Here is a 22678-nt window from a genome sequence, read left to right as displayed (position 1 = left end):
GGGCCAGAACCCGGGCCCCCGGCGACCCCGCCCAGCAGGCGGCCGCCGGGGGCGACAGGGTCACTCCGCGCCGATCCCCGTGACGAGGTCTCTGGCGTAGTCGTCGTCGCTCTCCTCCAGCACCCGCCGGACGCCCTGCTCGGCCCGCTCGTCGCCGCGCGCCGCGAGCCCCCGCGCCGCCTCGGCCACCGTGCGCAGGTCGGCGTCGGCCAGCCGGTCGGCCAGCGCCTCCCGGATGCGGGGCGTGTCCGCCGACAGCCCGGCCAGCCCGGCCGTGGCCCAGTCGCGGATCTCGGCCTCCTCGTCCCGGGACATCTCGATGAGCAGCGACAGGCCCTCCTCGTGGTCGGCGGGCAGGACGTCGGCCAGCGCGATGGCGTCCGTCATCGTGCGCTTGTGGCCCGGCCGGCCGATGATGTCGAGCACGGCGGGCAGCGCGCGCGGGTCGCCCTGGTGGCCGAGCGCGGCCAGCACCGAGCGCAGCACCTGCGGGTTGCCCTCGGTGGTCACCATCTTCTGCAGCAGCGCGAGCGTGCGGTCGAGATAGGGCTTCTCGCCGTCGGCGAACCCGAACTGGGCGATCGCGTCGACCCCGAACTCCCGCTCGCGCGCGTCCTCGCTCACGCACAGCCGGGACAGGGCCTCGTACGTCTCGTCGTCGGCCCGCCGGCCGAGCGAGTCGGCCACGATCCACCAGGTCTCGGCGTCCTCGTCGACGTCGCGGTGGGCGACGGCCCTGGCGACGAGCTGGTCGACCGGCGTGTAGACGCCCGCCGCGTCCTCCAGGAGGGTCGCCACGGCGGCGTGGCCCCGCTGGGCCTGCACCTGCTCGGTCTGCGAGCCGTCGGGGGAGCGGCCGGCCACGGTGACCAGCTCGGTGCCGTCCTTGGCGTACTGGCGGCCGACGACGTACTCCCAGCCCTCCTGGGCGATCTGGTCGAGCAGCGCGGACTCCAGGTGCACGCCCACCCAGTCGGCCGCGATGTCGAGCGGGCTGTCGCCGTCGCCGTCGAACTTCTCGTGGTCGGCGCCCGCCTCCAGCAGCGTCTGGACCACGCCCAGCGCCCCGCGCCTGGCCGCCAGCGTGAGCGGCGTGTCGCCGTCGTCGTTGGCCGCGTCGACCTCGGCCCCGGCCTCGATCAGCACGCCCGCGGTCGCGGCGTGGCCGTTGGCGGCGGCCCAGAGCAACGCCGTCCAGCCGCCGGCCTCGCGGCCGTTGACGTCGGCCCCGGCCGCCAGCAGCGCCTCGGCGACCTCGACGCGGTCCCAGGCGGCGGCCGCGCAGAGCGGCAGCCCGGCCTCCTCGCCCTCGCTGGCCTTGTTGGGGTCGGCGCCGCCGGTGAGCAGCTTGCCCACGGTCTCGGTCTCGCCGTTCAACGCCGCGCGATAGAGCTGTTCCTCATGCATGACAGGACCCTAGCGTCTTCCCGGCCCCCGGTCGCCGGAGCACGCTGAGGGGCGGCCTCGGGGCTTTTGGACCCATCCAAGGGTGTACGGATGTTCCTCCCAGGGGAGGAGTCCCAACCGCCCCAAGACGCGATATGTTGCGTCTATGACAGATCCGGGTGAGGTGCGCGCGTCGGACGCCGAGCGCGAGGCCGTCGTGGAACAGCTGCGTGTCGCCTCGGTCGAGGGCAGGCTCACGCTCGCCGAGCTGACCGACCGTACCGAGGCCGCCTACACCGCGACCACGCACGCCGAGCTCGCCCTGCTCACCCAGGACCTGCCCGTGGGCGCAGGGCCCGTGCCCGCGCCCGCCCGGGCCCGCGAGGGCGGCAAGCGGCGCTGGTTCGTCGGCATCATGGGCGACACCAAGCGCCGCGGCACCTGGCGCATCGACCAGGAGCTCGGCGCGGTCGCCGTCATGGGCGACGTGCTGCTCGACCTGCGCGAGGCCGAGGTGCGCACGGACGTGGTCGACGTCACGGCGGTGTCGGTGATGGGCGACGTCAAGATCATCGTGCCCGACGGCGTGAACGTCGACCTCGACGGCGTCGCCGTGATGGGCGACAAGAAGGTCGACGTGCTGGAGGCGGCCCCCGGCATGAACGTGCCGGTGATCCGGGTGCGCGCCTACGCCGTGATGGGCGACGTCAAGGTGCTCGGCGACTCCCGCGCCCAGCCGGTCAAGCGCGGCCTGGCCGCCTGGCGGGAGCACTGGCGGGCGCTGCACGGCGACGACTGGCGCGAGGTCGGCCGTCAGATGCGCGACGACGCCCGCGAGGTCGGCCGGCAGATCCGCGACGAGCACCGGGCCCTGGAGCGAGAGCGCCGCGACCGCCGCGACCGCCGGGGTTACTGAGGCCGTGCAACGCGGGCGGGGGTCTTCGGCGTAGTGATCGGTGAACATCACCGGACAGTGAGGACCCCTCGATGCGGGATCGTGCCGACTTCGAGCGCTACGTCGAGCAGCGCTCGGCCCGCCTGCTCAGGACGGCGTACCTGCTGTGCCGCGACTGGGCCACGGCGGAGGACCTGACGCAGACCGCGCTGGCCAGGGCCTGGCTGGCCTGGCGGCGGGTCGGCGCGAACCCCGACCCGTACGTCTACCGCATCCTGACCAACACGCACGCCTCCTGGTGGCGGCGGCGCTGGCGGGGCGAGGTGGCCACGGGCGAGCTCCCGGACCGCCCCCAGGACCAGGACGACACGGCCGGGATCGGCACCCGGGACGCGCTCAGGGCCGCCCTGGCCGCGCTCCCGGCCAAGCAGCGGGCCGTGGTCGTGCTGCGGTACTTCGAGGACCTGCCCGACGAGGCCATAGCCCAGATCGTGGGCTGTTCGGTGCCCACCGTCCGCAGCCAGGCCAGCCGCGCGCTGGCCAAGCTGCGGCTCGACCCCGCGGCCAGGGCCGCGGCGGAGACGGGAAGCTGACGATGACCGAACAGCGACTGCGCGACCTGCTCGAACACGACACCGCCGACGCGCCCCCGGGCGGGGTGCGGCTGGCCGACGTGGACGCCCGCGTCCGCCGCATCCGGCGGCGCCGGGGCCGGGCGGCGGCCTCGGTGGCGGCGGCGGCCCTGACGGTCACGGCCGTCACGGTGCTCACCGTGGACGCCCGGCCCGTCCCCGGGCCCACCCCCGCCGCCGGGGACGTCTGGGCCGGAGCCCTGGCCCAGCCCGCGCCGACGCGCGCCCGGCCCAGGCCGCCGCTCTTCCACGGCTACTCCCAGGGCGGCAGGCGGGAGACGTTCACCTTCGAGTCGAAGGCCGGGAAGGTGTCCTTCGCCCTCACCTGCCCGCCGGGCAGCTACGGGCTGATCTGGCTCAACGGCGAGCTGGTCGCCACCGGCGCGTGCGGGCCCACGGTCCGGCAGCCGCCCGGCTGGTTCGGCGACGCCGAGGCCCGCGACGGCGTCAACGAGCTGAGCGCCGCCGTGGTGAAGGCCGCGGACGCGGGCACCGGCACGATGACCGCCGAGGGCGCCGACGAGCTGCTGGCCTGGACCGCCTCCTACCCCGCCGAGTGGCGGCTGATCCTGGCCGACGCCCGCACCCGGTCGTGCCGGACGGACATGGTCAGGATCGACTCGAAGACCGGCGAGATCAAGGCCCGGTGCTGAGAGGCCAGATACTGAGAGGCCAGGTGCTGAGAGGCCCGGTGCTGAGGGCCCGGGGGTGACGGCTCAGCCGGCCACCGGGACACGCTCGCGCAGGGCCGTCTCGTACCGCTCCAGCAGCACGTCCACCAGCTCGGGCGCCGGGCCGAGCACGTCGGCGCAGACGGCCGGGGCGGTGGCCCGGCGGATCCGGTCGGCGAAGAAGCCGGGAGCCAGCAGGTAGGGGGCGACGGCCACGCGCGGCGCGCCCGCGGCGCGAAGCCGCGCGACGGCCTCCCCCGGCGTCGGGCCGGCGGCCGAGGCGTAGGCCGCGGTCACCGTCCACCAGCCGGCGCGCCGCCAGGCGCGGGCCATGCCGGCGATCACCTCGTTGGCCCTGGCGTCGCTCGACCCGGCCGAGACCAGCACGACCGCCGTCTCGGGGTCGCCGGCCGGCACGCCCGCCTCCGCCAGCCGCCGCTCCAGCGCCGGCAGCAGCAGCGGGTGCGGCCCGAGCGTCGTGCCGTAGCGGACCCGCAGGCGCGGATCGCGCGCGCGGGCCTCGTTGAGCGCGGCCGGCAGGTCGACCCGGCTGTGGTAGGCCTCGGTGAGCAGCAGCGGCAGCACCACGGCCGCGCTCAGCCCGTCGAGCGCCTGCCCCAGCGTGGGCGCGCAGTGGTCGAGGTAGGCCACCCGCACCGGCACGTCGGGACGCGCCAGGCGCACGCGGTCCAGCAGCGCGGCCACGGTGGCGGCGGCACGCGGGTCACGCGACCCGTGCGCGACCGCCACCAGTGGCACGCGCCCGGGGGCCGGCCCGCCTGCCAACGGGACGCGGCCCCTGCCGGGGATCACAGGTGAATGCCGCATTCGACCTTCCCCAGCCCCGCCCAGCGGCCGCTGCGCGGGTCCTCGCCCTCGGCGACCTGGCGCGTGCACGGCGCGCAGCCGATCGAGGGGTAGTTGTCGTAGTGCAGGGGGTTGATCAGCACGCCGTTGTCGGCGATGTAGTTGTCGACGTCCTCCTGCGTCCAGGCGGCGATCGGGTTGACCTTCACCATCTGGCGCTTGGCGTCCCACTCGACGACCCTGGTGTCCGTACGGCTGGACGACTCGTCCCGGCGGATGCCGGAGATCCACGCCAGGTACGGCTCCAGCGCCCGGTTGAGCGGCTCGACCTTGCGCAGGTAGCAGCACAGGTCGGGGTTGCGGCCGAACAGGCGCGGCCCGAGGTCGCGATCCTGCTCCTGGACCGTCCTGGACGGCTTGATGTCGATCACGTTGACGTCATAGACCTGCCGCACGGCGTCACGGGTGCCGATCGTCTCGGCGAAGTGGTAGCCGGTGTCGATGAACAGCACGTCCACGCCCGGTTTGACGCGGCTCACCAGGTCGATGAGCAAGGCGTCGCTCATGGAGGACGTCAGGCACAACCGGTCGCCGAACGTCGCCGCGGCCCACCGGATGATCTCCCGGGCCGGGGCGCCCTCAAGGAACGTGGCGGCGGACTCGACGATGTCCTGCAGGTCGAGCGTGCCACGCTGATCTCGCAAACCCACCTCGATGTCGACGAGCGTCATATCTTCACTCCGATTCCGAGAAACTTCAGCTTGAAGGCGCGGGCGCAGGCGCGGCAGTACCAGCCGCCGTCCCCCTCGTAGGGCTCCAGGTCCTCGTCACCGCAGTACGGGCAGTGGAAGGGGACCGCTCGCGTGGTCATTTCAGGTCCGCCTCGTCCGCGCGCTGCACCCAGTCGGCGAAGGACTCGCCTTCCTTCTTCTGGGCGTCGTAGTTGCGCACCACGCGCTCGACGTAGTCGGGCAGGGCCTTGGCGGTGGTCTTCAGGCCGCGAACCTTGCGGCCGAAGCCGGAGTTCACGCCGAGCGAGCCGCCCAGGTGGATCTGGTAGCCCTCGACCTGGTCGCCGTTCTCGTCCACGACGAGCTGGCCCTTCAGGCCGATGTCGGCGACCTGGATGCGGGCGCAGGAGTTGGGGCAGCCGTTGACGTTGATGGTGAGCGGCTGCTCGAAGTCGGGCAGCCGCCGCTCCAGCTCGTCGATCAGGTGCGCGGCGGTGGCCTTGGTCTCGACGATGGCGAGCTTGCAGTACTCGATGCCGGTGCAGGCCATCGTCTGGCGGCGGAACGTGGAGGGGTTGACCTGCAGGTCGTTGGCCTCCAGCTCGGCCACGATGGACTCCACCCGGTCCGGCGCGACGTCGAGGACGACCATCTTCTGCTCGACGGTGGTGCGCACCCGGCCGGAGCCGTGCCGCTCGGCGATGTCGGCGATCACGTGGAGCTTGTCGCCGTCGAGGCGGCCCACCTTGGGCGCGAAGCCCACGTAGAAGTTGCCGTCCTTCTGCGGATAGACGCCCACGTGGTCGCGGCGGCTGCCGCGTGGCAGGGCGGGCGCCGGGCCGTCGGGCAGGCTCTCCTTGACGTACTCGGTCTCCAGCACCTCGCGGAACTTCTCCACGCCCCAGTCGTTGACCAGGAACTTCAGCCGGGCCCTGTGCCGCAGCCGGCGGTAACCGTAGTCGCGGAAGATGCCGATCACGCCCGCGTACACGTCGTCGACGCGGTCGGGGCTGACGAAGACGCCGAGGCGCTTGGCCAGCATCGGGTTGGTGGACAGGCCGCCGCCGACCCACAGGTCGTAGCCCGCCTCGCCGTGCTCGTTGACGACGCCGACGAAGGCGACGTCGTTGATCTCGTGCACCGTGCAGTGGGCCGGGCAGCCGCTCAGCGCGCTCTTGAACTTGCGCGGCAGGTTGGAGTACTCGGGGTTGCCGATGAACTGCTGGTTGATCGAGTGGATGTCGTCGGTGGCGTCCAGCACCTCCTCGGCGTCGATGCCGGCCAGCGGGCAGCCCAGGATCACCCGCGGGGTGTCGCCGCACGCCTCGGTGGTGGACAGGCCGACGGCCTCCAGGCGCTCCCAGATGTCGGGCACCGACTCGATCTCGATCCAGTGGAGCTGGATGTTCTGCCGGTCGGTGAGGTCGGCCGTGCCGCGCGCGTACTCGTTGGCGATGTCGGCGATCGTGCGGAGCTGGCGCAGGTCGAGCTGGCCGCCGTCGATGCGCACGCGGAGCATGAAGTAGCGGTCGTCGAGCTCCTCCGGCTCCAGGACGGCGGTCTTGCCGCCGTCGATGCCGGGCTTGCGCTGGGTGTAGAGGCCGTACCAGCGCATCCGGCCGCGCAGGTCGGCGGGGTCGATGGAGTCGAAGCCGCGCTTGGCGTAGACGTCGATGATGCGCTGGCGGACGTTGAGCCCGTCGTCGTTCTTCTTGTTCTCTTCGTTCTTGTTCAGGGGTTCCCGGTAGCCGAGGGCCCATTGGCCCTCGCCGCGCGGGCGCTTGTGATGCCGGCTGGCAGGGGTGCTCATTGCGCGTCCTTCGTTTCGTGGGCGCGCGCAGCGTTCCTCCTGCCTCGTCGTCGAGTGCAGGGGTTCAGGTGAATGCGACGCGCTCTGCGGTGGAGAAGATGAGTTAGCGGGCGTCGCAACAGATGGCACTGCGGACACGCTGAAGGTCGACGTGGCGTCGACCGACGAGCATGGGGTCCGCTGGCATACCTTGACGATACTCCGGAGATCCCGGATGTCCAAGATGGGGTCCAGAGTCTGGACTCCGCCGGGCCCCTAACCCTGGCGCGGCCAGTCGAGCGGCGACTCCTGCGGCCGTTCCTCGCTCTGGTGCTGGCAGTCGCACCAGGAGCCGCCGCGGCAGTCGTCGTGACGCTTGTCCTTGCAGCTCTCGCAGATCACGTCTGCGATTATTCTCCCAGAACGTTGTTCGGGTTAGGCTGGCGCCCGTGGATCTCATGGCCGGACTGCTGGCCGACCTCCGGGCCGAGAGCGATTCCCTGGAGGCGCTGCTGGCGCCGCTGCGCCCCGCCGACTGGGAGACGCCCACGCCCGCCGCGGGCTGGGCGGTGCGCGACCAGGTGAGCCACCTGGCCTGGTTCGACGACGCCGCCGTGGTGTCGGTCACCGACCCGGACGGCTTCCGCGCCCTGGCCGCGCGGGCCGGCTCGGTGGACGACCTCGCGCGGGCCGCGCGCGGCCTGCCGCCGGGCGAGCTGCACGCCTGGTTCCGCGCGTCCCGCGCCCGGTCGCTGGAGGCGTTCGCGACGCTCGGCGCGCGCGTGCGGGTGCCGTGGTTCGGGCCGGCGATGTCGGGCGCGTCGTTCGTCACCGCGCGCCTGATGGAGACCTGGGCCCACGGCCAGGACGTGGCCGACGCGCTCGGCGTCGCCCGCGAGCCCACCGAACGGCTGCGGCACGTGGCGCTGCTCGGCGTGCGCGCCCGGCCCTACAGCTTCGCCGTCCGCGGCCTGCCCGAGCCCGCCGGGCCGGTACGCGTCGAGCTCACGACCCCCGGCGGCGACCTGTGGACCGCCGGCCCGGCGGACGCGCCCGCCGCCGTGCGCGGCCCGATGCTCGACTTCTGCCTGCTCGTCACCCAGCGCGTGCACCTGTCGGACACCGCCCTGGAGCCGGCCGGCGAGCCCGCCCGCGCCTGGCTGGAGATCGCCCAGGCGTTCGCCGGGCCGCCGGGGCCGGGGCGGCCGCCCAGGTCAGGGTAAGTTCAGGGTCGTACCGGATGACCTCGGCGGCACGGCCGGTGACATGCTGTGAGCATGCGGACCATTCTGAACGTCATCTGGCTCGTGTTCGCCGGCATCTGGCTGGCGATCGGCTACGCCGTGGCCGGGATCATCTGCTGCATCCTCATCGTCACCATCCCGTTCGGCATCGCCTCGTTCAGGATCGCCGCCTACGCTCTGTGGCCGTTCGGCCGTACGGTCGTGCGCGATCCGGACGCCGGCGTCTTCTCCCTCATCGGCAACGTCATCTGGTGCGTGGTCGCGGGCATCTGGCTGGCGATCGGGCACGTCATCACCTCGATCCCGCTGTTCATCTCCATCATCGGCATCCCCATGGGCATCGCGAACCTCAAGCTGATCCCCGTCTCCCTCCTCCCGCTGGGCGCGCGCATCGTGGACAACGACTAGGGCAGGAGCCGGGACGTAAGCTGTCCCGGAGAGTCACTGCGAAATACCGTTGGGTGCCATGACGTCCACCAATGCGCCTTCCCGGTCCAGGAGGCGGCTCGCCTCGACCGCCCGGGCCAGGCTGAACTGGGTGCTCGACACCAAGTCGTGGGCGATCGTGCGCGCGGCCACGAACGCCGGTGTCGACTACCGGGTCACCGGCCTGGCCGGCGAGGCCGCGTTCTTCGCGCTGCTGTCGCTGCCGCCGTTCGTGCTGGGCCTGATCGGCGTGCTGGGCAAGCTCGGCACCTGGCTCGGCGGCGGCGTCGTCATCGAGGTCAAGACGTGGGTGATCGAGCAGGCCGGGCTGCTGTTCACCGACGACGCCGTCAAGAAGGTGATCAACCCGCTCATCACCGACGTGCTCAGGGACGACGCCAACAAGGTGTCCATCATCTCGCTCGGCTTCCTGCTGTCGCTGTGGTCGGGCTCGCGGGCGCTCTACGTCTACGTCGACCTCATCTCGGTCGCGTACGGGCTGGGGGAGGAGCGCGGCATCATCCGCACCCGGCTGATGTCGTTCGGCCTCTACGTCGTCGGCCTGATCATCGGCATCATCGTCATGCCGATCCTGGTCATCGGCCCCACCCTGCTCAAGGACGCGCTCCCCGGCGAGTACGGCATCCTCATCGACATCCTCTACTGGCCCGTCGTGATCAGCGGCTCGGTGCTGTTCCTCACCGTGCTCTACCACGTCAGCGTGCCGGTGCGGACGAAGTGGTACCGGGAGCTGCCCGGCGCGATCCTGGCCCTGTTCCTGTGGATCGTGTGCGCCGCCGTGCTGCGGGCGGTGCTGGCGGCCTGGTTCTCGCCGGTGTCCGTCTACGGCTCCCTGGCCGCCCCGATCGCGCTGCTGCTGTGGCTGTATATCACCGCCCTGGCCGTGCTCATCGGAGCCATCCTCAACGCCGAGGTCGACCGGCTCTGGCCGGGTGTGAGCCGGACCAAGTAGCGGGACGAGCGGCCGGTTGCGCATCCGCTATCGTCTAGGGCGACGCGACTGGCGCATTCGGTGGGATCGACCACCAGGGAGCGAATCAACCGGGAGCGGAGGCCGAGCGCCTGGGTCTTCGCCAATTGTCAATGATGACAGGGGAGTCATGAGTTCTCTTGCTAGCGCCGACCCGCAGCTCGCCGAGCTCATCAAGGCGGAGGAGCGCCGCCAGGCCGACACCGTCAAGCTGATCGCGTCCGAGAACTACGTGTCCAAGGCCGTGCTCGAAGCGACCGGCACGGTGCTGACCAACAAGTACTCCGAGGGTTACGCGGGCAAGCGCTACTACGAGGGCCAGCAGGTCATCGACCAGATCGAGACGCTGGCGATCGAGCGGGCCAAGGCCGTGTTCGGCGTCAACCACGCCAACGTCCAGCCGTACTCGGGCTCGCCCGCCAACCTGGCCGTCTACCTGGCCTTCCTGCAGCCCGGCGACACCGTGCTCGGCATGGGCCTGCCGTTCGGCGGCCACCTGACCCACGGCTGGTCGGTCTCGGCCACCGGCAAGTGGTTCAACCCGGTCCGTTACGGCGTGCGCCGCGACACCGGCCGCGTCGACCTCGACGAGGTCCGCGAGCTGGCCCTGGAGCACCGGCCGAAGCTGATCTTCTGCGGCGGCACCGCGATCCCGCGCACGATCGACTTCGAGGGCTTCGCCTCCATCGCCCGCGAGGTCGGCGCCGTGCTCGCGGCCGACATCGCGCACATCGCCGGCCTGGTCGCGGGCGGCGCCCACCCGTCCCCGGTGGGTCACGCCGACGTGATCTCCACGACCACCCACAAGACGCTGCGCGGCCCGCGCGGCGCGATGCTCATGGCCACCAGCGACGAGCACGCCACCGCGCTCAACAAGGCCGTCTTCCCCGGCCTCCAGGGCGGCCCGCACAACCACACCACCGCCGCCATCGCCGTCGCGCTGCACGAGGCCGCCCAGCCGTCCTTCCGCGACTACGCCCACCAGGTCGTCGCCAACGCCAAGGCCCTGGCCGAGGAGCTGTCCAGCCGGGGCTTCGACCTGGTCTCCGGCGGCACCGACAACCACCTGATCCTGCTCGACCTGACGCCCAAGGGCATCGGCGGCAAGCCCGCCGCCCAGGCGCTCGACCGGGCCGGCTTGGAGACCAACTACAACGCGGTGCCGTTCGACACCCGCAAGCCGTTCGACCCGTCGGGCATCCGCATCGGCACCCCGTCGGTCACCTCGCGCGGCATGGGCGAGGCCGAGATGCGGCAGATCGGCGCCTGGATGGACGAGGTCGTCACGGCCCTGGCCAAGGGCGACGCCGAGGACGTCATCACCCGCGTCCACCACGAGGTCAGCGAGCTGACCGCCCAGTTCCCCGCCCCCGGCCTGTCCTGATCATGCGGCCCGCCCGTCCGGCCCGGCCCGTCCCTCGCGGCGGGCGGCCGGACGGTCAGTGCCGGACCGTCACCACGATCTTGCCGAACTGCGCGTTCGACTCCAGGTGCCGGTGGGCCTCGACGATCTCCTCCAGGTCGAACGTGCGGTCCACCACCGCCCGGAAGGCCCCCGAGCGCAGCCCTGACGCCACGAACGCCGCCGCGCGCCGCAGCCGTTCGGGCACCCGCGTCGTCTCGTGCATCGTGTACGTCCGCATGTTGAGCGCCGGCATGCCGAGGTCGATCCCCGGATAGGGCGTCGGCCGGCCGCTCAGCGCGCCGTACACCAGCAGCAGCCCCTCGGGGGCGACCACCCTGGCCAGGTCCGTCACGCCCGGCCCGGCCACGGCGTCGAAGACGAACTCCGCGCCGCGCCCGCCCGTGGCCGCCAGCACCCGCTCGGTCGCGTCCTCCTCCTCGGTGACGATCACCTCGGCGGCGCCCTCCTTCAGCAGGGCCTCCTTCTTGGCCGCGGTGCGGGTGAGGGCGATCGGCGTGGCGCCCATGCGGTCGGCGACCCGGATGGCGGCCAGGCCCACGCTGCTGGAGGCGGCGTTGAGCACCACCGTGTCCCCGGGACGCATCCCGCCCACCTCCACCAGCGCGCCGTAGGCCGTCACGTACGGCATCCACACGGCCGCGCCCTCCACCGGGCCCACCCCCTCGGGACGGGGCAGCACCGCCGCCGCCGGCACGACCGCCCGCCCGGCGTACACGCCGTAGTCGTTCTGCGAGAACGCCGGCACCGTGCTCACCGGCTGGCCGGTGCGCAACCCGGTGACGCCCGCGCCCACCGCCTCGACCACCCCGGCGGCCTCGGTGCCGAGCCGGGCGGGGAAACTCCGGACGGGCTCGATGTAGTGGCCGCTGCGGAACAGCGCCTCGGCCCGGTTGAGGCCGATCGCGTCCACCCGGATCCGCACCTCGCCCGGCCCCGGCTCGCCGGCCGCCACGTCCGCCAGCTCCAGCACCTCGGGCCCGCCGAGCTCGTGGAACAGCACCGTCCTGGTCATCACATCGTCCTTCCGCGTCAGAGGCCGCCATTCAACCCCCGAAGTACGACTGCCGTCAAACTTCGATGGATGTCGTACTATGGCCCCATGGACGCCGACCGCACCCCGGACCACCCCGACCTGCGCGAAGTCACCCTGCAACGGGTGCTCGAAGCCCTCGTCGACCCGGTCCGGCGCAGCATCGTCACCCAGCTCGCCACCGCCGCCGGCGACATCAGCTGCGGCGGGTTCGACATCTCGGTGAGCAAGTCCACCGCCACCCACCACTTCCGGGTGCTGCGCGAGGCCGGCCTCATCCGGCAGCACTACGCCGGCACCTCCCGCCTGAACACCCTGCGCAGGGCCGAGTTCGACCAGGCGTTCCCCGGCCTGCTCGACGCCGTCGTCACCGCCGACCGCGCGTCCGCCTGAACGCGGCGAGGCCCCCCGCCGCGGCGGAAGGGCCTCGCGCGGGTCCGCGGCCTCAGGTCCTGACGGTGAGCAGGGTCGTGCCCGTCCTGGTGACCACCTCGAAGCGGTCGATCTCGGCCAACGGCGTCGCGCTGCCGCCGTGCATGTAGAGCGGCGCCGGCGAGCCCGGCACGCCGTAACCCGGCGCCGGCACCGACCACCCGGTCATCACCCGCCGCTCGCCCGACTTGCCCACCGACACCAGCTCGCACTCCAGCGGCCCCTTCACCCCCGACAGCTTGAGCGCCGCGTGCGTGCCCCAGCCCTTGGACTCCACCACCAGCCCGCCCGACACCCCGCCGACGCCCTTGCCCGCGATCGGCGTGCCGTCGGCGTAGAACTGCTCGGCCGGGCCCATGTGGTCGGCGCGTCCCGCCATCGCCGGCGGCGGGTCGCCGCCGCCGGTGAGCTGCGTGCCGACGGTAAGACCGCCGGCCACCAGGGCGACCGCCGCCGCCATCCCGAGCAGGAGCGTCCCCCTTCGGGCCCGCCGGTCGGCCGCCTTCTTGCGGAGGAGCAGGTCGACCACGCCGGCCTGCCCCTCACGGGGAGGAGGGCCGGCGTCCTCCAGCGGGCCGATGCCGTGCAGCACGCTCGCGACCCCCGCCAGGTCCGACAGCTCGAAGCGGCAGGAGGGGCAGGCGCGCAGGTGGGACTCGAAGGCCAGCCGGTCGTCCTCCTCCAGCAGGCCGAGGGCGTAGGCGCCCACGTCGGTGTGCTCGACTCCCGAGGTCACGCCGTCACCCCCCGCTCCTCCAGCGCGACCCGCAGCGCGCGGACCGCGTAGTAGACCCGTGACTTCACGGTGCCCACCGGGATGCCGAGCGCCGCGGCGGCGTCGTTGACCGACCGGTCCCGCAGGATCGTCTCGTTCAGGATCTCGCGGTGCGCCGGTGACAACGCCTTCAGCGCCTCCGACACGACCACCTGGCGCAGCAGCCCCTCCAGCTCGTCCGGCACCGGCACGCTGCCCAGCGCCCCGTCGCCCGATTCCGGCGGCCGCGCCTCCCTGCGCCGCCGGTCGTCGATCACGATGCGTCTGGCCACCGTGGCGAGCCAGGGCATGAGCGAGACCGAGTCGGGGTCCAGCCGCTCCGCGCTGCGCCAGGCCCGGATCATCGTCTCCTGCACCACGTCTTCCGCCCACTGCCGGTCGCCCGCCGTCAGCCGTACCACGAAGGCCAGCAGCGGCCGGTGGTACTCCCGGTAGAGCGCGGACACGACCACCTCGTCGTCCGGTCGCACCCGCCGGATCAGGTGGCGCAGGCGCGGCTCGCCCGCCGGGGCCGTCCCCTCGGCCGAGGGCGGGGGATACGTGCTGATCCGCATCATGCCCCTTTCTCGCGTCCGTCGGGAGGGAGTACGCTCGGCCGCCCTGGCGGGGTTCAACGGATCGCCGAAACATAATGCGATTGCATCTGCCGGGAAAGGGTGGTTAGAGTCGCATGCGTAACCGATCGAGGAGGTGAGGGCTATGCGGGTCGTTCTGTTCCGCCTGTCGTCCGTCTACCTCCGGGCCCTCGTCTGAGCTGCCCGTTTCCTTCTCGATCAAAGGTTTCACCGTCTTGTCTCACGACCTTTCCCTGCTCGGCTGGACCGATCTGCGCGCCGCCGAGCTCCCTGCTGACACCGTCCCGGCGCGGGTGGCCCGCGTCGACCGCGGCGCCGCCGAGGTGATCGCCGCCGACGGCCAGCACCACGTCCGCTACGGCGCCCGCGTGCGCCGTTCCTCCGCCGACGACCCGGTGGCCCTGCCGTGCGTGGGCGACTGGGTCGCGCTCAGATGGCTGCCCGAAGGCCGGTACGAGCTCGACCAGGTGCTCTCCAGGACCACCGCGTTCATCCGGGGCGGCGTGAGCCGCCACTCGACCGGCGGGCTGTCCGGCGACGGCCAGGGCCAGGTGCTCGCGGCCAACGTCGACGTCGTCTTCGTGGCCGAGCCGTCCATGCACTCGACCGACTTCGCCGACCTCGGCCGCATCGAGCGCCTGGTGGCGCTGGCCTGGGAGTCCGGCGGCACGCCCGTCGTGCTGGTGACCAAGTCCGACCTGTTCGAGTCGGGCCTCGACGAGCTGATGGCCGACGTGCGGGCCGCCGCGCCGGGCGTCGACGTGCACGCCGTCTCCTCGGTGCTGGGGGAGGGGGTCTCGCTGGCCGCGAGCTACCTGCACGGCTCCCGTACGGCGGTCGTGCTCGGGCCTTCCGGCGCGGGCAAGTCCACCCTGGTCAACGCGCTGGCCGAGGCGGGCGTGATGGACACCCAGCAGGTGCGCGCGGCCGACGGGCGCGGCCGGCACACCACCGTCCACCGGGAGCTGATCCCGCTGCCCGGCGGCGGCCTGATCATCGACACCCCGGGCATCCGCCGGATCGGCCTCTACGACATCGGTGAGGGCGTCGACCTCGTCTTCGCCGACATCGAGCAGCTGGCCGAGCGGTGCCGCTTCGCCGACTGCGGGCACGTGAGCGAGCCGGGCTGCGCCGTCCTGGACGCCATGGAGAACGGCGAGCTGCCCGAACGCCGGCTGCAGAGCTGGCGCAAGCTGCAGCGCGAGGCGGCCTGGATGGCGTCCCGCACGGATGCGCGGCTGCGCAAGGAGCAGCAGAACAAGTGGAAGATCATCCACAAGGAGATGCGCCGCTCCAGCCGCAACCGTCCCTGACGGTCCCCGTCCGGCTTTCTCGCCTTCCTCCTGCCTGGTGCGGGAGGGAGGCGAGTAGACCGGGTGGTGCGGGTATGCACAGGTCATGCAGGTGTTCGCGGATCGGGCCGAGGCCGGGGCGTTGCTGGCCGAGCGGCTGCCGGAGGTGCGCGACCCCGTCGTGCTGGCGTTGCCGCGTGGCGGGGTCGCCGTCGCCGTGCCGGTCGTCCGCCGGCTCGGCGGCGAGCTCGACGTGCTCGTCACCCGGAAGATCGGCTACCCGCCCGCTCCCGAGCTGGGCGTGGGGGCGATCGCCGAGGGCGGCGAGCCGGTGTTTGACCTGACGATGCTCGACCGGCTCGGCCTGACGCCCGAGGACCTGGCCGACGTGGTCGAGCGGGAGCGGCACGAGCTGGCCAGGCGGGTGCGGGTCTACCGGGGTGACCGGCCGCTGCCGCCGCTGGCCGGACGCGAGGTGATCGTCGTCGACGACGGCCTGGCCACGGGCGGGACGGCGCGGGCGGCCCTGCGCGCGGTGGCCGCGGCCGGTCCCGCCAGGGTGACGCTGGCCGTGCCGGTCGGCGCCGAGGAGACCGTCGAGAGGATGCGCTCGGAGGCCGACGAGGTGGTGGTGCTGCTGACCCCGGTCGACTTCAGGGCGGTCGGCCAGTGGTACGAACACTTCGACCAGCTCACCGACGAGGACGTCCTGGACCTCCTGGAGCAGAGGTGACCTTCACCGGACGGCGCCGCTCGTACCGGTGTCTACGCGGACAGGACCGCCCAGACCAGCTTCCGGGAGCCGCCGGGGGCGAACCAGCCCCACGCGCTGCAGAGCGCGTCGACCAGCCGCAGCCCGCGCCCGAACTCGGCGAACACGTCGGCCGGCGCCGCCACCGGGACGGACTCGCTGTGGTCGGTCACCACGCAGGCCAGCTCGGGCCGGCGGAAGAGCAGCCGGAGCTGCACGGCTCCGCCGCCGTGCCGCATCGCGTTCGTGACCAGCTCGGAGACCACCAGTTGCACGTCGTAGGCCAGGTCGGCGGCGGCCCACGAGGTGAGCGTCTGGTCCACGAAACGCCGGGCCATCGCGACGCAGGCCGGCTCGAACGCGGTGCGCTCGTGGAAGGGGAACACCGCGTCGCACTCTCCGGCGCGCCCATCCACCAGAATGGTGGCGAGCCACCCCGGTGGCCGGGAACCGATGACGGCTTGCGGCCGAGCGTCGAAAGTCGTCATCCTGGCCCCCGAAGCGCGGTCTGGTGATCCAGTGCCCATCTTTACGGGGTGTGGGTAGTGATGCAAGACTTTTCGTGTTTTACCGATGCGAATACCATCTGCACGTGCAGATGATCTAGGAGCGGTCGAGTGAGCGCACAGAGCGCGGAGGGAAAGCTTCTCAGCTACACGCCGGGAAGCCCGACGGTGCTGCGGATCCTGCTGGGTACGCAACTGCGCAGGCTCCGTACCGAGAAGGGTATCTCCCGGGAGGATGCCGGGTACTCGATTCGCGCCTCTCATGCGAAAATCAGCCGACTTGAGCTCGGTCAGGTCAGCTTCAAGCAGCGAGACGTCGCCGACCTGCTCACCCTCTACGGCGTCACCGCCCCGGAGGACCGCGAGCCGCTGCTCGCCCTGGCCCGGCAGGCCAACGCGCCGGGCTGGTGGCACAAGTACGGCGACCTGCTGCCCGGCTGGTTCGAGGTCTACATCGGGCTGGAGGGGGCCGCCTCGGCCATCCGCACGTTCGAGAACCAGTTCGTCCCCGGCCTGCTGCAGACGCCCGCGTACGCCAAGGCCGTGATCCGGCTCGGCAACGAGAAGGCGCTCGACGCCGAGCTCGACCGCCGCGTCACCCTGCGCACCACCAGGCAGCAGCGGCTGGAGAGCGGGCTCAAGCTGTGGGCCGTGATCGACGAGGCCGTCCTACGGCGTGGGCTCGGCGGGGCCGAGGTCATGCGCGAGCAGATCCGCCACCTGCTCGACGCCACGGAGGAGCGCAACGTCACCGTGCAGGTGATGCCGTTCGAGAGCGGCGGGCACGCGGCGGCCGGCGGCTCGTTCAGCATCCTGCGCTTCCCCGAGCGCGACCTGCCCGACGTGGTCTACATGGAACAGCTCACCAGCGCCCTCTATCTGGACAAGCCGGCCGACTCCGACCACTACATGGAGGTCATGGACCGGCTGAGCATCCAGGCCCTGGAGCCGAAGCAGACACGGCGCTTTCTGGAACAGCTCATTTCCGGATGAGCTGCTGAAACTCCTGTGATCCACTCCATAGTCGGATTTTTGGTCATCCGGTATATGGAGTCTGTCGTGCTGTCGTAGGGTCGGCGCAAACGCGGATGCACGTGCATCCGTAAGATTGCTAGGAGCTTCCCCCATGCACGAGTTCCGGAACGGAACCCCCGCCGGTCACCTCCCCGTCGTGTGGCGCAAGAGCAGGCGAAGCAATCCCAACGGCAACTGCGTCGAGGTCGCGGGCCTGCCCACGGGTGAGATCGCCATGCGTAACTCCCGGTTCCCCGACGGCCCCGCGCTGGTCTACACGCAGGCCGAGATCAGCGCGTTCGTCCTGGGGGCCAAGGACGGCGAGTTCGACGACCTGATCGTCTGACCCGTCCGATCAGCGGGGTTCGTTGTACCAGCGCCACCGGGTCTGGCGCGGCCGTCCGGGCAGCTCACCGCGGCCGGTCGCCCACAGGAGCGTGGCCCACGGGGCGGTGTCCACGGCGACGTCGGGGAACAGGCGGGCCAGCACCCGCGAGCACAGGTCTGCGGGCGGCTCCCAGGCCAGTCCGAGCCCCTCGGACACGTCGTGCATATGCACGAGCGTTTCCACCAGGCCCATCGCGGCGGTCGCCGAGGCGTCCGCCATGCCGAAGATGTGATGACCGCGCGCCTGCGGCGGCGCGGTGCGGACCATGGCCGACAGCAGCGCGCCGGAGGCCTGGAGCACCTGCAGCAGCCCGGTGGGCCCGGCCGCGCGGTCGGCGTGGATGGTGTTGTTCGGGCCGCCGGGCCTGCGCCGCTCCAGCACGAAGGGCACGTACGTGTCCAGCGGCGGCACATTGAGGCCGAGCTGGGCGGCGTAGGCGAACAGGTCGTCGGCGAGGTGCTCGACGGTCTCCCAGCAGGTCCACTCCAGGGAGCCCGCCTTCGCCTCCCACGCCTGCGGCGGCGCGTCCCGCAGCGTGTCGACGGCGAGGGCGACGGCCTGGTCGAGGTCGTCCGCGGTCACGAGCGCTGAATCCGGCATGAGGGGCACCTTACCGCCGTCCGGTTCGTGCGCCCGCGTGTAGGGTCGTCACGATCCGCACGTCCGTACGGCAGCCGTATGACCGAGCCCGAAGACCTCACCGCGCGCCCCCGCATCAGGGAGGCGGCGCTGCTGCACTTCGGCGAGCACGGCTTCGAGGGGGCCACGACCCGCGCCGGCGCCGTGCCCGCCGGGCGCAACCCCGTGGCCGCGGCGCTCGACGCGCTCGCGCCCTACCGGCTGTACGTGGCGCGGGCGCTGGCCGAGGGCCGGGCCGCTGCTCGACCTCTACTCCCACCCCTGCTGACCCCGGAGGCGGCGTCGGAGCTGCGGCACGCCCTCGGCAAACCCCCCGAAAGCGGATGATCCCGCTCAGGACAGGCCCGCTCAGGACCGGTTCTTTTCTGGACGAGCCCGCTCAGGACCGGTTCTTTGTTGACGGACCCGCTCAGGACCGGTTCTTTCTGGACGGATCCGCTCAGGACAGGAAGTCCGTCAGCGTCGGGAGCAGCGCCTCCGACCGGCCGAGCACGCCGTGGTCCTCGCCGGGCAGCACCACGTGCCGGGCACCCGGCACGGCGTCGGCGACGGCCCGCACGGCGTCCAGCATCCACTTCGGCGACTGGTCGCCGCCGATCGCCAGGGTGGGCACGGTGACGCGGGACAGCCGCTCGACCGGCAGCGACTGCCCCGGGCCGCACACGGCGGCGTCGTAGGCGAGCGTGTGCGCCAGGCTGGTGAACCAGCCCCACACGGGCTCCGACCGCATGCCCGCCACCACCTCGGCGGGCACGTCGGCGCCCTCGGCCAGGAAGAGTGCCACGGCCTCGTCGCGGCGATCGCCCTCGACGAGGCCGCGCAGCCGCTCGGCGAAGTCGCCGCCGGGCGCGGTGCGCGCGCCGTCCACGACGTACGGCGGCTCGTAGACGGCCAGACGGGTGATCGGCAGCCCGTGCGCGGCGGCCTCCAGCGCCAGGATGGCGCCGGAGGAGTGGCCGAAGACGCTCGCCGAGCCGCCCGCGTGCTCGATCAGCGCGGCGAGGTCCTCGATCTCCCGCTCGACGGCGTAGGCGGGCGCGTCGCCGCTGCCGCCCCGGCCGCGCCGGTCGTGGGCGATCGCGCGGAAGCCGGGGGCGAGGGCGGCGGCGAGGGCGGCGACGGTGGTGCGGTCGTTGAAGGCACCGCCCACCAGGATCACCGGGTGGCCCTCGCCGCTGCTCTCGAACGCGATGCGGGTGCCGTCGGCCGAGGTGACGGTCTGAACCGTGGACTGCATGTCGAACTCCTTCTGCGGGCTCTTGTCAGCAGGAGGTCGGAGCCGTCCCACGCTTCTCTACATGCTTCTCCCGGAGAACATGCTTCTACCGGAAAATTCGCGGATCGGCCTGGAGGCCACGCGAGAGCCGGACGGTGATGAACTCGTTGTCGTCGGGACGTCCAGGCGTGCGGCCGCTGGAGAAGGGGAAGTTGTTGTCGTCCAGGAGGCCCAGGGTGCGGTCGTCGAGGACGACGACGTCCTCGATGGTCTGGAACGGGAACCGGAACGTGCCGGGCGTGCCGCCGAGGCCGCGCGGGTCGGCCAGGTCGAGCAGGTCGGCCACCTGCGTCTTGTCCAGCGCGCCGTCGTGGTCGCGGTCACGCGTGTCGGCCAGGTAGACGCGCTTGACCGTGGCCGCGTCGCCCTGGAGGTTGTCCCGCTCGATGATCAGGAAGCGGTTCGCGTCCACGGCGACGGCGTCGCCGATGGAGTGCGCGGGGTCCTCCAGCCGGTACGTCCACGTGCGCCCGGTGTACGCGCGACTGCGCAGGTCGAACTCGTTCATCCGCAGAGTGCCCGCGGGGTCGCCGCTCACCGTGCCTTCGAGCAGCGGGTAGAGTCGGCGGCCGTCCACCGACCTGGCCATGCCCTCGAAGCCCTTGCTGCTGGCCAGATTGGGCTGGGCGCCGTTCAGCCAGGGGTTCTCGGGGGGCTTGACGCCGGGCAGCTCGATCGGGGCGTCGAGCAGCCGGCCCTTGCGGTCGAAGTGCAGCAGGAACGGGCCGAACTCGTCGCCGATCCAGTACGTGCCGTCCGGCGCGCGCACGATCGACTCGACGTCGAAGTCGGAGCCGGTCAGCGTACGGTCCTGGCGGGTCAGGGCGAACGGGACGAGCCCCCGCGGGTCGGTCAGGTTGAAGCCGCCGAGCACCTCGACCGTCCTGGCGGCGAAGTCCGGCTTGACGCGGTGCACCCGCAGGAGGAAGTCGGCGCTGTTGGCCTTGTTGCCGAAGCCGTTGTCGGACAGCACGTCGAAGGTGCCGTCGTGGCGGCGGGCGATGCCGCTGAAGCCCTGCACGGGCTGGCCGGGGAAGGGCGGGGTGACGCCGTTGACCGGCGCGGTGCCGAGGAGGGAGCCCGACGGCTCGCTGCCGGGCACGTAGGTCCGGGCGGGCAGCGCGGCGAAGCCGGTCAGCGTGGCGCGGCCGAACGCGGCGGGCCCCCGGTCCGCGGGCCGTGCGGGATCGGCCATGGCGGCGGTGGCCGGGGCGGCGAGGGCCAGCGCGATGGCCGCCGCGCACGTCAGGGTGGTGATGCGTCTCATGGCGGGCACGCTAGAACCGGTACATGACGGCATTCCGAACACCAGACGACCTCCAGCGATGTTCCTGGAGGAACCATTGCCAGTCCGCCCGAGCCCGGTGACCTGCGTACACGCCCGGACGAAAGCGCGCACGACCGGAAACACGGGTGCACGCCGGAAACACGCCCGCACGGCCGGAACACGCGCGCATGGCCGGAAACGCGACGGCCACCCCTGCCCTGGGTCGGGCGGGGGTGGCCGGGCGATGCTTTGTGCGGGATGACGATCTCGGGCCTGATCAGGCAGTTGCCCCGACCGGGTTCGCCAGAGCCTGGGCATGGAAGGCCAGGCTCCGGTTCATCGGGACAACTGAGTGATCACGCGATGATCGTTGATGCTGCCGAGGTGTGTCAGGCGGCGGAGATGCCGGCGCTGGCGGCGCGGCGCATGCGACGGCGACGCTCGCTGGCGCGCTCGTCCTCGTTGAGACCGCCCCACGTGCCGTACTTCTCCGGCCGGGACAGCGCGTAGTCTAGGCACTCGTTGCGGACAGGGCACCCGGCGCAGATCGCCTTGGCCTTCCGCTCACGTACGTCACGCTCGGGCTGCCGCTCCCCGTCGGGGCCGAAGAAGAGCACGAGATCCTCACCCCGGCACGCGGCATCATCCTGCCAACCCCAGCTGGGGCGCGGGCGGGCGAGCTGCCGACGTACCTGAGACATGAGAAAACCACCTTCGTGAGAGGTATTTCGGTAATTGAGCCGCATTGGACGCTTTTGGCGTCACTGTTCCAACGCAAGGACGGGCCGTGATGTTCCCTAGTCAGGCGAGGGCGGGCGTGGCGTACCGCACAGGCGTGAGCCTGTCCAGCGAAACCAGCCGGTAGGTGGTGATCGTCTCGGCGCAAGCCGTACCACACGGCGCTGTGAACGCCGATGGCTCAACCACAACCTGGAACCGGACGTCTCCGCAGCGCACGACTGCTTCGGTGACGTCGCCGTCCGACCTGGAGGATTCCACGGCCACTGCGCCGACGGAGCACTCTCCCGTATGGGCTCGGGCAAAATGCTCGACGGCTTGCAATGGCTCAGGGATGCCTGCGCGCCCCCGGAGACGGTCGAGAATGACCTCGCCCGACCGGTACGCGTTAGCCGCTGCCAGTGCAGCAGCCTGAGACATGCTGCCGTAGAAAATTCCGTGTGGCAAGCACACGAGGTTGGCGGCGTAGCGATCGCCGCCAACGTGTGACGTTTCCCACACTCTGTCCGGCAAAGATTCGGCCAGGGACCGAGCGAGGGGTAGTCCAATGCGGGCGCAGCACGCATTGCGCTTGGCGTGCGTGCAGACCAGAAATACCGGCTCGTCTTCAAGTATGCAGGACTCCGGGAGCACTCCGGCCATGAAGGCGTCCAGGTCAAGATCGTCCGGACCTGCGACGACGCCGCTGGCCAACCAGGGGTGGTCGCCCGCCGCGTAGGCCAATAGCACACGGATGCCCTGCTCCCGCTGGCGGGTGCGCTTGCCGGGACGCCTGATGAGCTGAGGCCTGATACCGCGTTCGAGCGCTCTGCGCACGAGTTCGGAGATTTCTTCAGGAAGTTGCAAGTTTTCCAGGTGGGACGGCCACGGGCCGGCGTACTCGACGAGCAGCCAGAGCCTGGCGCCCACGGTGGCGCTGGCCAGGGTGGGCATGGCTCCCGTGTGGCAGCCCGCCGGATGCTCGCATCCCCTCGCCAACGCCTCCCCCTTCCCGACG

General features: G+C 71.9%; 29 protein-coding genes. 13 read left to right on the top strand and 16 right to left on the bottom strand.

Going from position 1 to position 22678, the window contains the following annotated elements; genetic code table 11:
• Positions 1 to 60: 60 nt before the first annotated feature.
• A complete protein-coding gene (locus ACFYYW_RS38005; RefSeq protein ID WP_387656559.1) occupies positions 61 to 1407 on the bottom strand; it encodes an ankyrin repeat domain-containing protein in 1347 nt (448 codons plus the stop codon).
• Positions 1408 to 1552: 145 nt separating this feature from the next.
• Between ACFYYW_RS38005 and ACFYYW_RS38000 the strand changes: the two genes are divergently transcribed.
• From ACFYYW_RS38000 to ACFYYW_RS37990, 3 genes are all read left to right on the top strand, one after another.
• Positions 1553 to 2302, top strand: a complete 750-nt coding sequence (locus ACFYYW_RS38000; RefSeq protein WP_387656556.1) for a DUF1707 domain-containing protein — start codon at positions 1553 to 1555, stop codon at positions 2300 to 2302.
• Between the two features lie 71 nt (positions 2303 to 2373).
• On the top strand, positions 2374 to 2874 hold the full coding sequence (locus ACFYYW_RS37995; RefSeq protein WP_352331324.1) for a SigE family RNA polymerase sigma factor: 501 nt from the start codon (positions 2374 to 2376) through the stop codon (positions 2872 to 2874).
• Positions 2875 to 2876: 2 nt separating this feature from the next.
• The gene (locus tag ACFYYW_RS37990) at positions 2877 to 3566 is read left to right on the top strand and encodes a hypothetical protein (RefSeq protein ID WP_387656553.1); all 690 of its coding nucleotides are present in this window, start codon (positions 2877 to 2879) and stop codon (positions 3564 to 3566) included.
• Positions 3567 to 3629: 63 nt separating this feature from the next.
• On the opposite strand, the gene ACFYYW_RS37985 is transcribed toward ACFYYW_RS37990, so the two are convergent.
• The 6 genes from ACFYYW_RS37985 to ACFYYW_RS37960 all read right to left on the bottom strand — a co-directional run bounded on the left by ACFYYW_RS37985 (position 3630) and on the right by ACFYYW_RS37960 (position 7313).
• On the bottom strand, positions 3630 to 4412 hold the full coding sequence (locus ACFYYW_RS37985) for a sirohydrochlorin chelatase (RefSeq protein WP_387656550.1): 783 nt from the start codon (positions 4410 to 4412) through the stop codon (positions 3630 to 3632).
• Positions 4394 to 5122, bottom strand: coding sequence for a phosphoadenylyl-sulfate reductase (locus ACFYYW_RS37980; protein ID WP_352328173.1), 729 nt, complete (start codon positions 5120 to 5122; stop codon positions 4394 to 4396). Before ACFYYW_RS37980 ends, ACFYYW_RS37985 begins: the two co-directional genes overlap by 19 nt.
• A complete protein-coding gene (locus ACFYYW_RS37975) occupies positions 5119 to 5262 on the bottom strand; it encodes an Insertion element protein (protein ID WP_103955276.1) in 144 nt (47 codons plus the stop codon). Before ACFYYW_RS37975 ends, ACFYYW_RS37980 begins: the two co-directional genes overlap by 4 nt.
• Positions 5259 to 6932, bottom strand: coding sequence for a nitrite/sulfite reductase (locus ACFYYW_RS37970; protein ID WP_352328174.1), 1674 nt, complete (start codon positions 6930 to 6932; stop codon positions 5259 to 5261). The genes ACFYYW_RS37975 and ACFYYW_RS37970 overlap by 4 nt, the downstream gene beginning before the upstream one ends.
• A gap of 103 nt (positions 6933 to 7035) precedes the next feature.
• Complete coding sequence (locus tag ACFYYW_RS37965) at positions 7036 to 7119, bottom strand: putative leader peptide (RefSeq protein ID WP_311132608.1); 84 nt, start codon at positions 7117 to 7119, stop codon at positions 7036 to 7038.
• Positions 7120 to 7187: 68 nt separating this feature from the next.
• Entirely contained in the window at positions 7188 to 7313 is a 126-nt protein-coding gene (locus ACFYYW_RS37960) for a hypothetical protein (RefSeq protein ID WP_352328175.1), read from the bottom strand.
• 56 nt (positions 7314 to 7369) lie between these two features.
• On the opposite strand from ACFYYW_RS37960, the gene ACFYYW_RS37955 reads away from it, so the two are divergent.
• From ACFYYW_RS37955 to glyA, 4 genes are all read left to right on the top strand, one after another.
• Complete coding sequence (locus ACFYYW_RS37955; RefSeq protein ID WP_387656866.1) at positions 7370 to 8134, top strand: TIGR03084 family metal-binding protein; 765 nt, start codon at positions 7370 to 7372, stop codon at positions 8132 to 8134.
• A 54-nt stretch (positions 8135 to 8188) separates the two neighbouring features.
• Entirely contained in the window at positions 8189 to 8563 is a 375-nt protein-coding gene (locus ACFYYW_RS37950) for a YccF domain-containing protein (protein WP_352328176.1), read from the top strand.
• A gap of 58 nt (positions 8564 to 8621) precedes the next feature.
• A complete protein-coding gene (locus tag ACFYYW_RS37945) occupies positions 8622 to 9554 on the top strand; it encodes a YihY/virulence factor BrkB family protein (protein WP_387656545.1) in 933 nt (310 codons plus the stop codon).
• 148 nt (positions 9555 to 9702) lie between these two features.
• Complete coding sequence (gene glyA, locus ACFYYW_RS37940; RefSeq protein WP_352328178.1) at positions 9703 to 10956, top strand: serine hydroxymethyltransferase; 1254 nt, start codon at positions 9703 to 9705, stop codon at positions 10954 to 10956.
• A gap of 55 nt (positions 10957 to 11011) precedes the next feature.
• Here glyA and ACFYYW_RS37935 read toward each other — a convergent pair whose 3' ends face one another.
• Positions 11012 to 12010: a zinc-dependent alcohol dehydrogenase family protein gene (locus tag ACFYYW_RS37935; RefSeq protein WP_387656542.1), complete on the bottom strand. Its 999-nt coding sequence runs from the start codon at positions 12008 to 12010 to the stop codon at positions 11012 to 11014.
• Positions 12011 to 12097: 87 nt separating this feature from the next.
• On the opposite strand from ACFYYW_RS37935, the gene ACFYYW_RS37930 reads away from it, so the two are divergent.
• The gene (locus ACFYYW_RS37930) at positions 12098 to 12421 is read left to right on the top strand and encodes a helix-turn-helix domain-containing protein (RefSeq protein WP_358284828.1); all 324 of its coding nucleotides are present in this window, start codon (positions 12098 to 12100) and stop codon (positions 12419 to 12421) included.
• A gap of 52 nt (positions 12422 to 12473) precedes the next feature.
• Here ACFYYW_RS37930 and ACFYYW_RS37925 read toward each other — a convergent pair whose 3' ends face one another.
• Positions 12474 to 13196 (bottom strand): anti-sigma factor family protein, encoded by a 723-nt coding sequence (locus tag ACFYYW_RS37925; RefSeq protein WP_387656538.1) that lies wholly within the window; start codon positions 13194 to 13196, stop codon positions 12474 to 12476.
• Positions 13193 to 13681, bottom strand: coding sequence for a sigma-70 family RNA polymerase sigma factor (locus ACFYYW_RS37920; RefSeq protein ID WP_387656863.1), 489 nt, complete (start codon positions 13679 to 13681; stop codon positions 13193 to 13195). The genes ACFYYW_RS37925 and ACFYYW_RS37920 overlap by 4 nt, the downstream gene beginning before the upstream one ends.
• Before the next feature lie 344 nt (positions 13682 to 14025).
• Here ACFYYW_RS37920 and rsgA point away from each other — a divergent pair, with 344 nt between their 5' ends.
• Together rsgA and ACFYYW_RS37910 are read left to right on the top strand one after the other, a co-directional pair.
• Positions 14026 to 15123 carry a ribosome small subunit-dependent GTPase A gene (rsgA, locus tag ACFYYW_RS37915; RefSeq protein WP_387656535.1) on the top strand — a complete coding sequence of 366 codons (1098 nt, stop codon included), beginning with the start codon at positions 14026 to 14028 and terminating at the stop codon, positions 15121 to 15123.
• 85 nt (positions 15124 to 15208) lie between these two features.
• Complete coding sequence (locus ACFYYW_RS37910) at positions 15209 to 15835, top strand: phosphoribosyltransferase (protein WP_387656532.1); 627 nt, start codon at positions 15209 to 15211, stop codon at positions 15833 to 15835.
• Between the two features lie 32 nt (positions 15836 to 15867).
• Here the strand turns inward: ACFYYW_RS37910 and ACFYYW_RS37905 are convergent, their stop codons facing one another.
• Positions 15868 to 16239, bottom strand: coding sequence for an ATP-binding protein (locus tag ACFYYW_RS37905; RefSeq protein WP_352327187.1), 372 nt, complete (start codon positions 16237 to 16239; stop codon positions 15868 to 15870).
• Positions 16240 to 16470: 231 nt separating this feature from the next.
• Here ACFYYW_RS37905 and ACFYYW_RS37900 point away from each other — a divergent pair, with 231 nt between their 5' ends.
• The gene (locus ACFYYW_RS37900; protein ID WP_352327186.1) at positions 16471 to 17352 is read left to right on the top strand and encodes a helix-turn-helix transcriptional regulator; all 882 of its coding nucleotides are present in this window, start codon (positions 16471 to 16473) and stop codon (positions 17350 to 17352) included.
• Positions 17353 to 17485: 133 nt separating this feature from the next.
• Positions 17486 to 17719 (top strand): DUF397 domain-containing protein, encoded by a 234-nt coding sequence (locus tag ACFYYW_RS37895; RefSeq protein WP_352327185.1) that lies wholly within the window; start codon positions 17486 to 17488, stop codon positions 17717 to 17719.
• A 9-nt stretch (positions 17720 to 17728) separates the two neighbouring features.
• Here ACFYYW_RS37895 and ACFYYW_RS37890 read toward each other — a convergent pair whose 3' ends face one another.
• Positions 17729 to 18361, bottom strand: coding sequence for a maleylpyruvate isomerase N-terminal domain-containing protein (locus tag ACFYYW_RS37890; protein WP_387656528.1), 633 nt, complete (start codon positions 18359 to 18361; stop codon positions 17729 to 17731).
• Between the two features lie 78 nt (positions 18362 to 18439).
• Here ACFYYW_RS37890 and ACFYYW_RS37885 point away from each other — a divergent pair, with 78 nt between their 5' ends.
• Positions 18440 to 18727, top strand: coding sequence for a hypothetical protein (locus ACFYYW_RS37885; RefSeq protein ID WP_387656525.1), 288 nt, complete (start codon positions 18440 to 18442; stop codon positions 18725 to 18727).
• Between the two features lie 112 nt (positions 18728 to 18839).
• On the opposite strand, the gene ACFYYW_RS37880 is transcribed toward ACFYYW_RS37885, so the two are convergent.
• The 4 genes from ACFYYW_RS37880 to ACFYYW_RS37865 form a co-directional block, all read right to left on the bottom strand.
• On the bottom strand, positions 18840 to 19637 hold the full coding sequence (locus ACFYYW_RS37880; protein ID WP_387656522.1) for an alpha/beta fold hydrolase: 798 nt from the start codon (positions 19635 to 19637) through the stop codon (positions 18840 to 18842).
• A gap of 85 nt (positions 19638 to 19722) precedes the next feature.
• The gene (locus ACFYYW_RS37875) at positions 19723 to 20943 is read right to left on the bottom strand and encodes an esterase-like activity of phytase family protein (protein WP_387656519.1); all 1221 of its coding nucleotides are present in this window, start codon (positions 20941 to 20943) and stop codon (positions 19723 to 19725) included.
• A 389-nt stretch (positions 20944 to 21332) separates the two neighbouring features.
• Complete coding sequence (locus ACFYYW_RS37870) at positions 21333 to 21644, bottom strand: WhiB family transcriptional regulator (protein WP_125634885.1); 312 nt, start codon at positions 21642 to 21644, stop codon at positions 21333 to 21335.
• Positions 21645 to 21744: 100 nt separating this feature from the next.
• On the bottom strand, positions 21745 to 22614 hold the full coding sequence (locus ACFYYW_RS37865; protein WP_387656516.1) for a sucrase ferredoxin: 870 nt from the start codon (positions 22612 to 22614) through the stop codon (positions 21745 to 21747).
• Positions 22615 to 22678: the final 64 nt, after the last annotated feature.

The sequence above is a fragment of the Nonomuraea sp. NPDC001831 genome, from assembly GCF_042892035.1.
In the GTDB taxonomy this organism is placed as follows: domain Bacteria; phylum Actinomycetota; class Actinomycetes; order Streptosporangiales; family Streptosporangiaceae; genus Nonomuraea.
The sequence above is the reverse complement of the archived record's forward strand: the minus strand, read 5'-3'. Positions and strand labels throughout refer to the sequence as shown.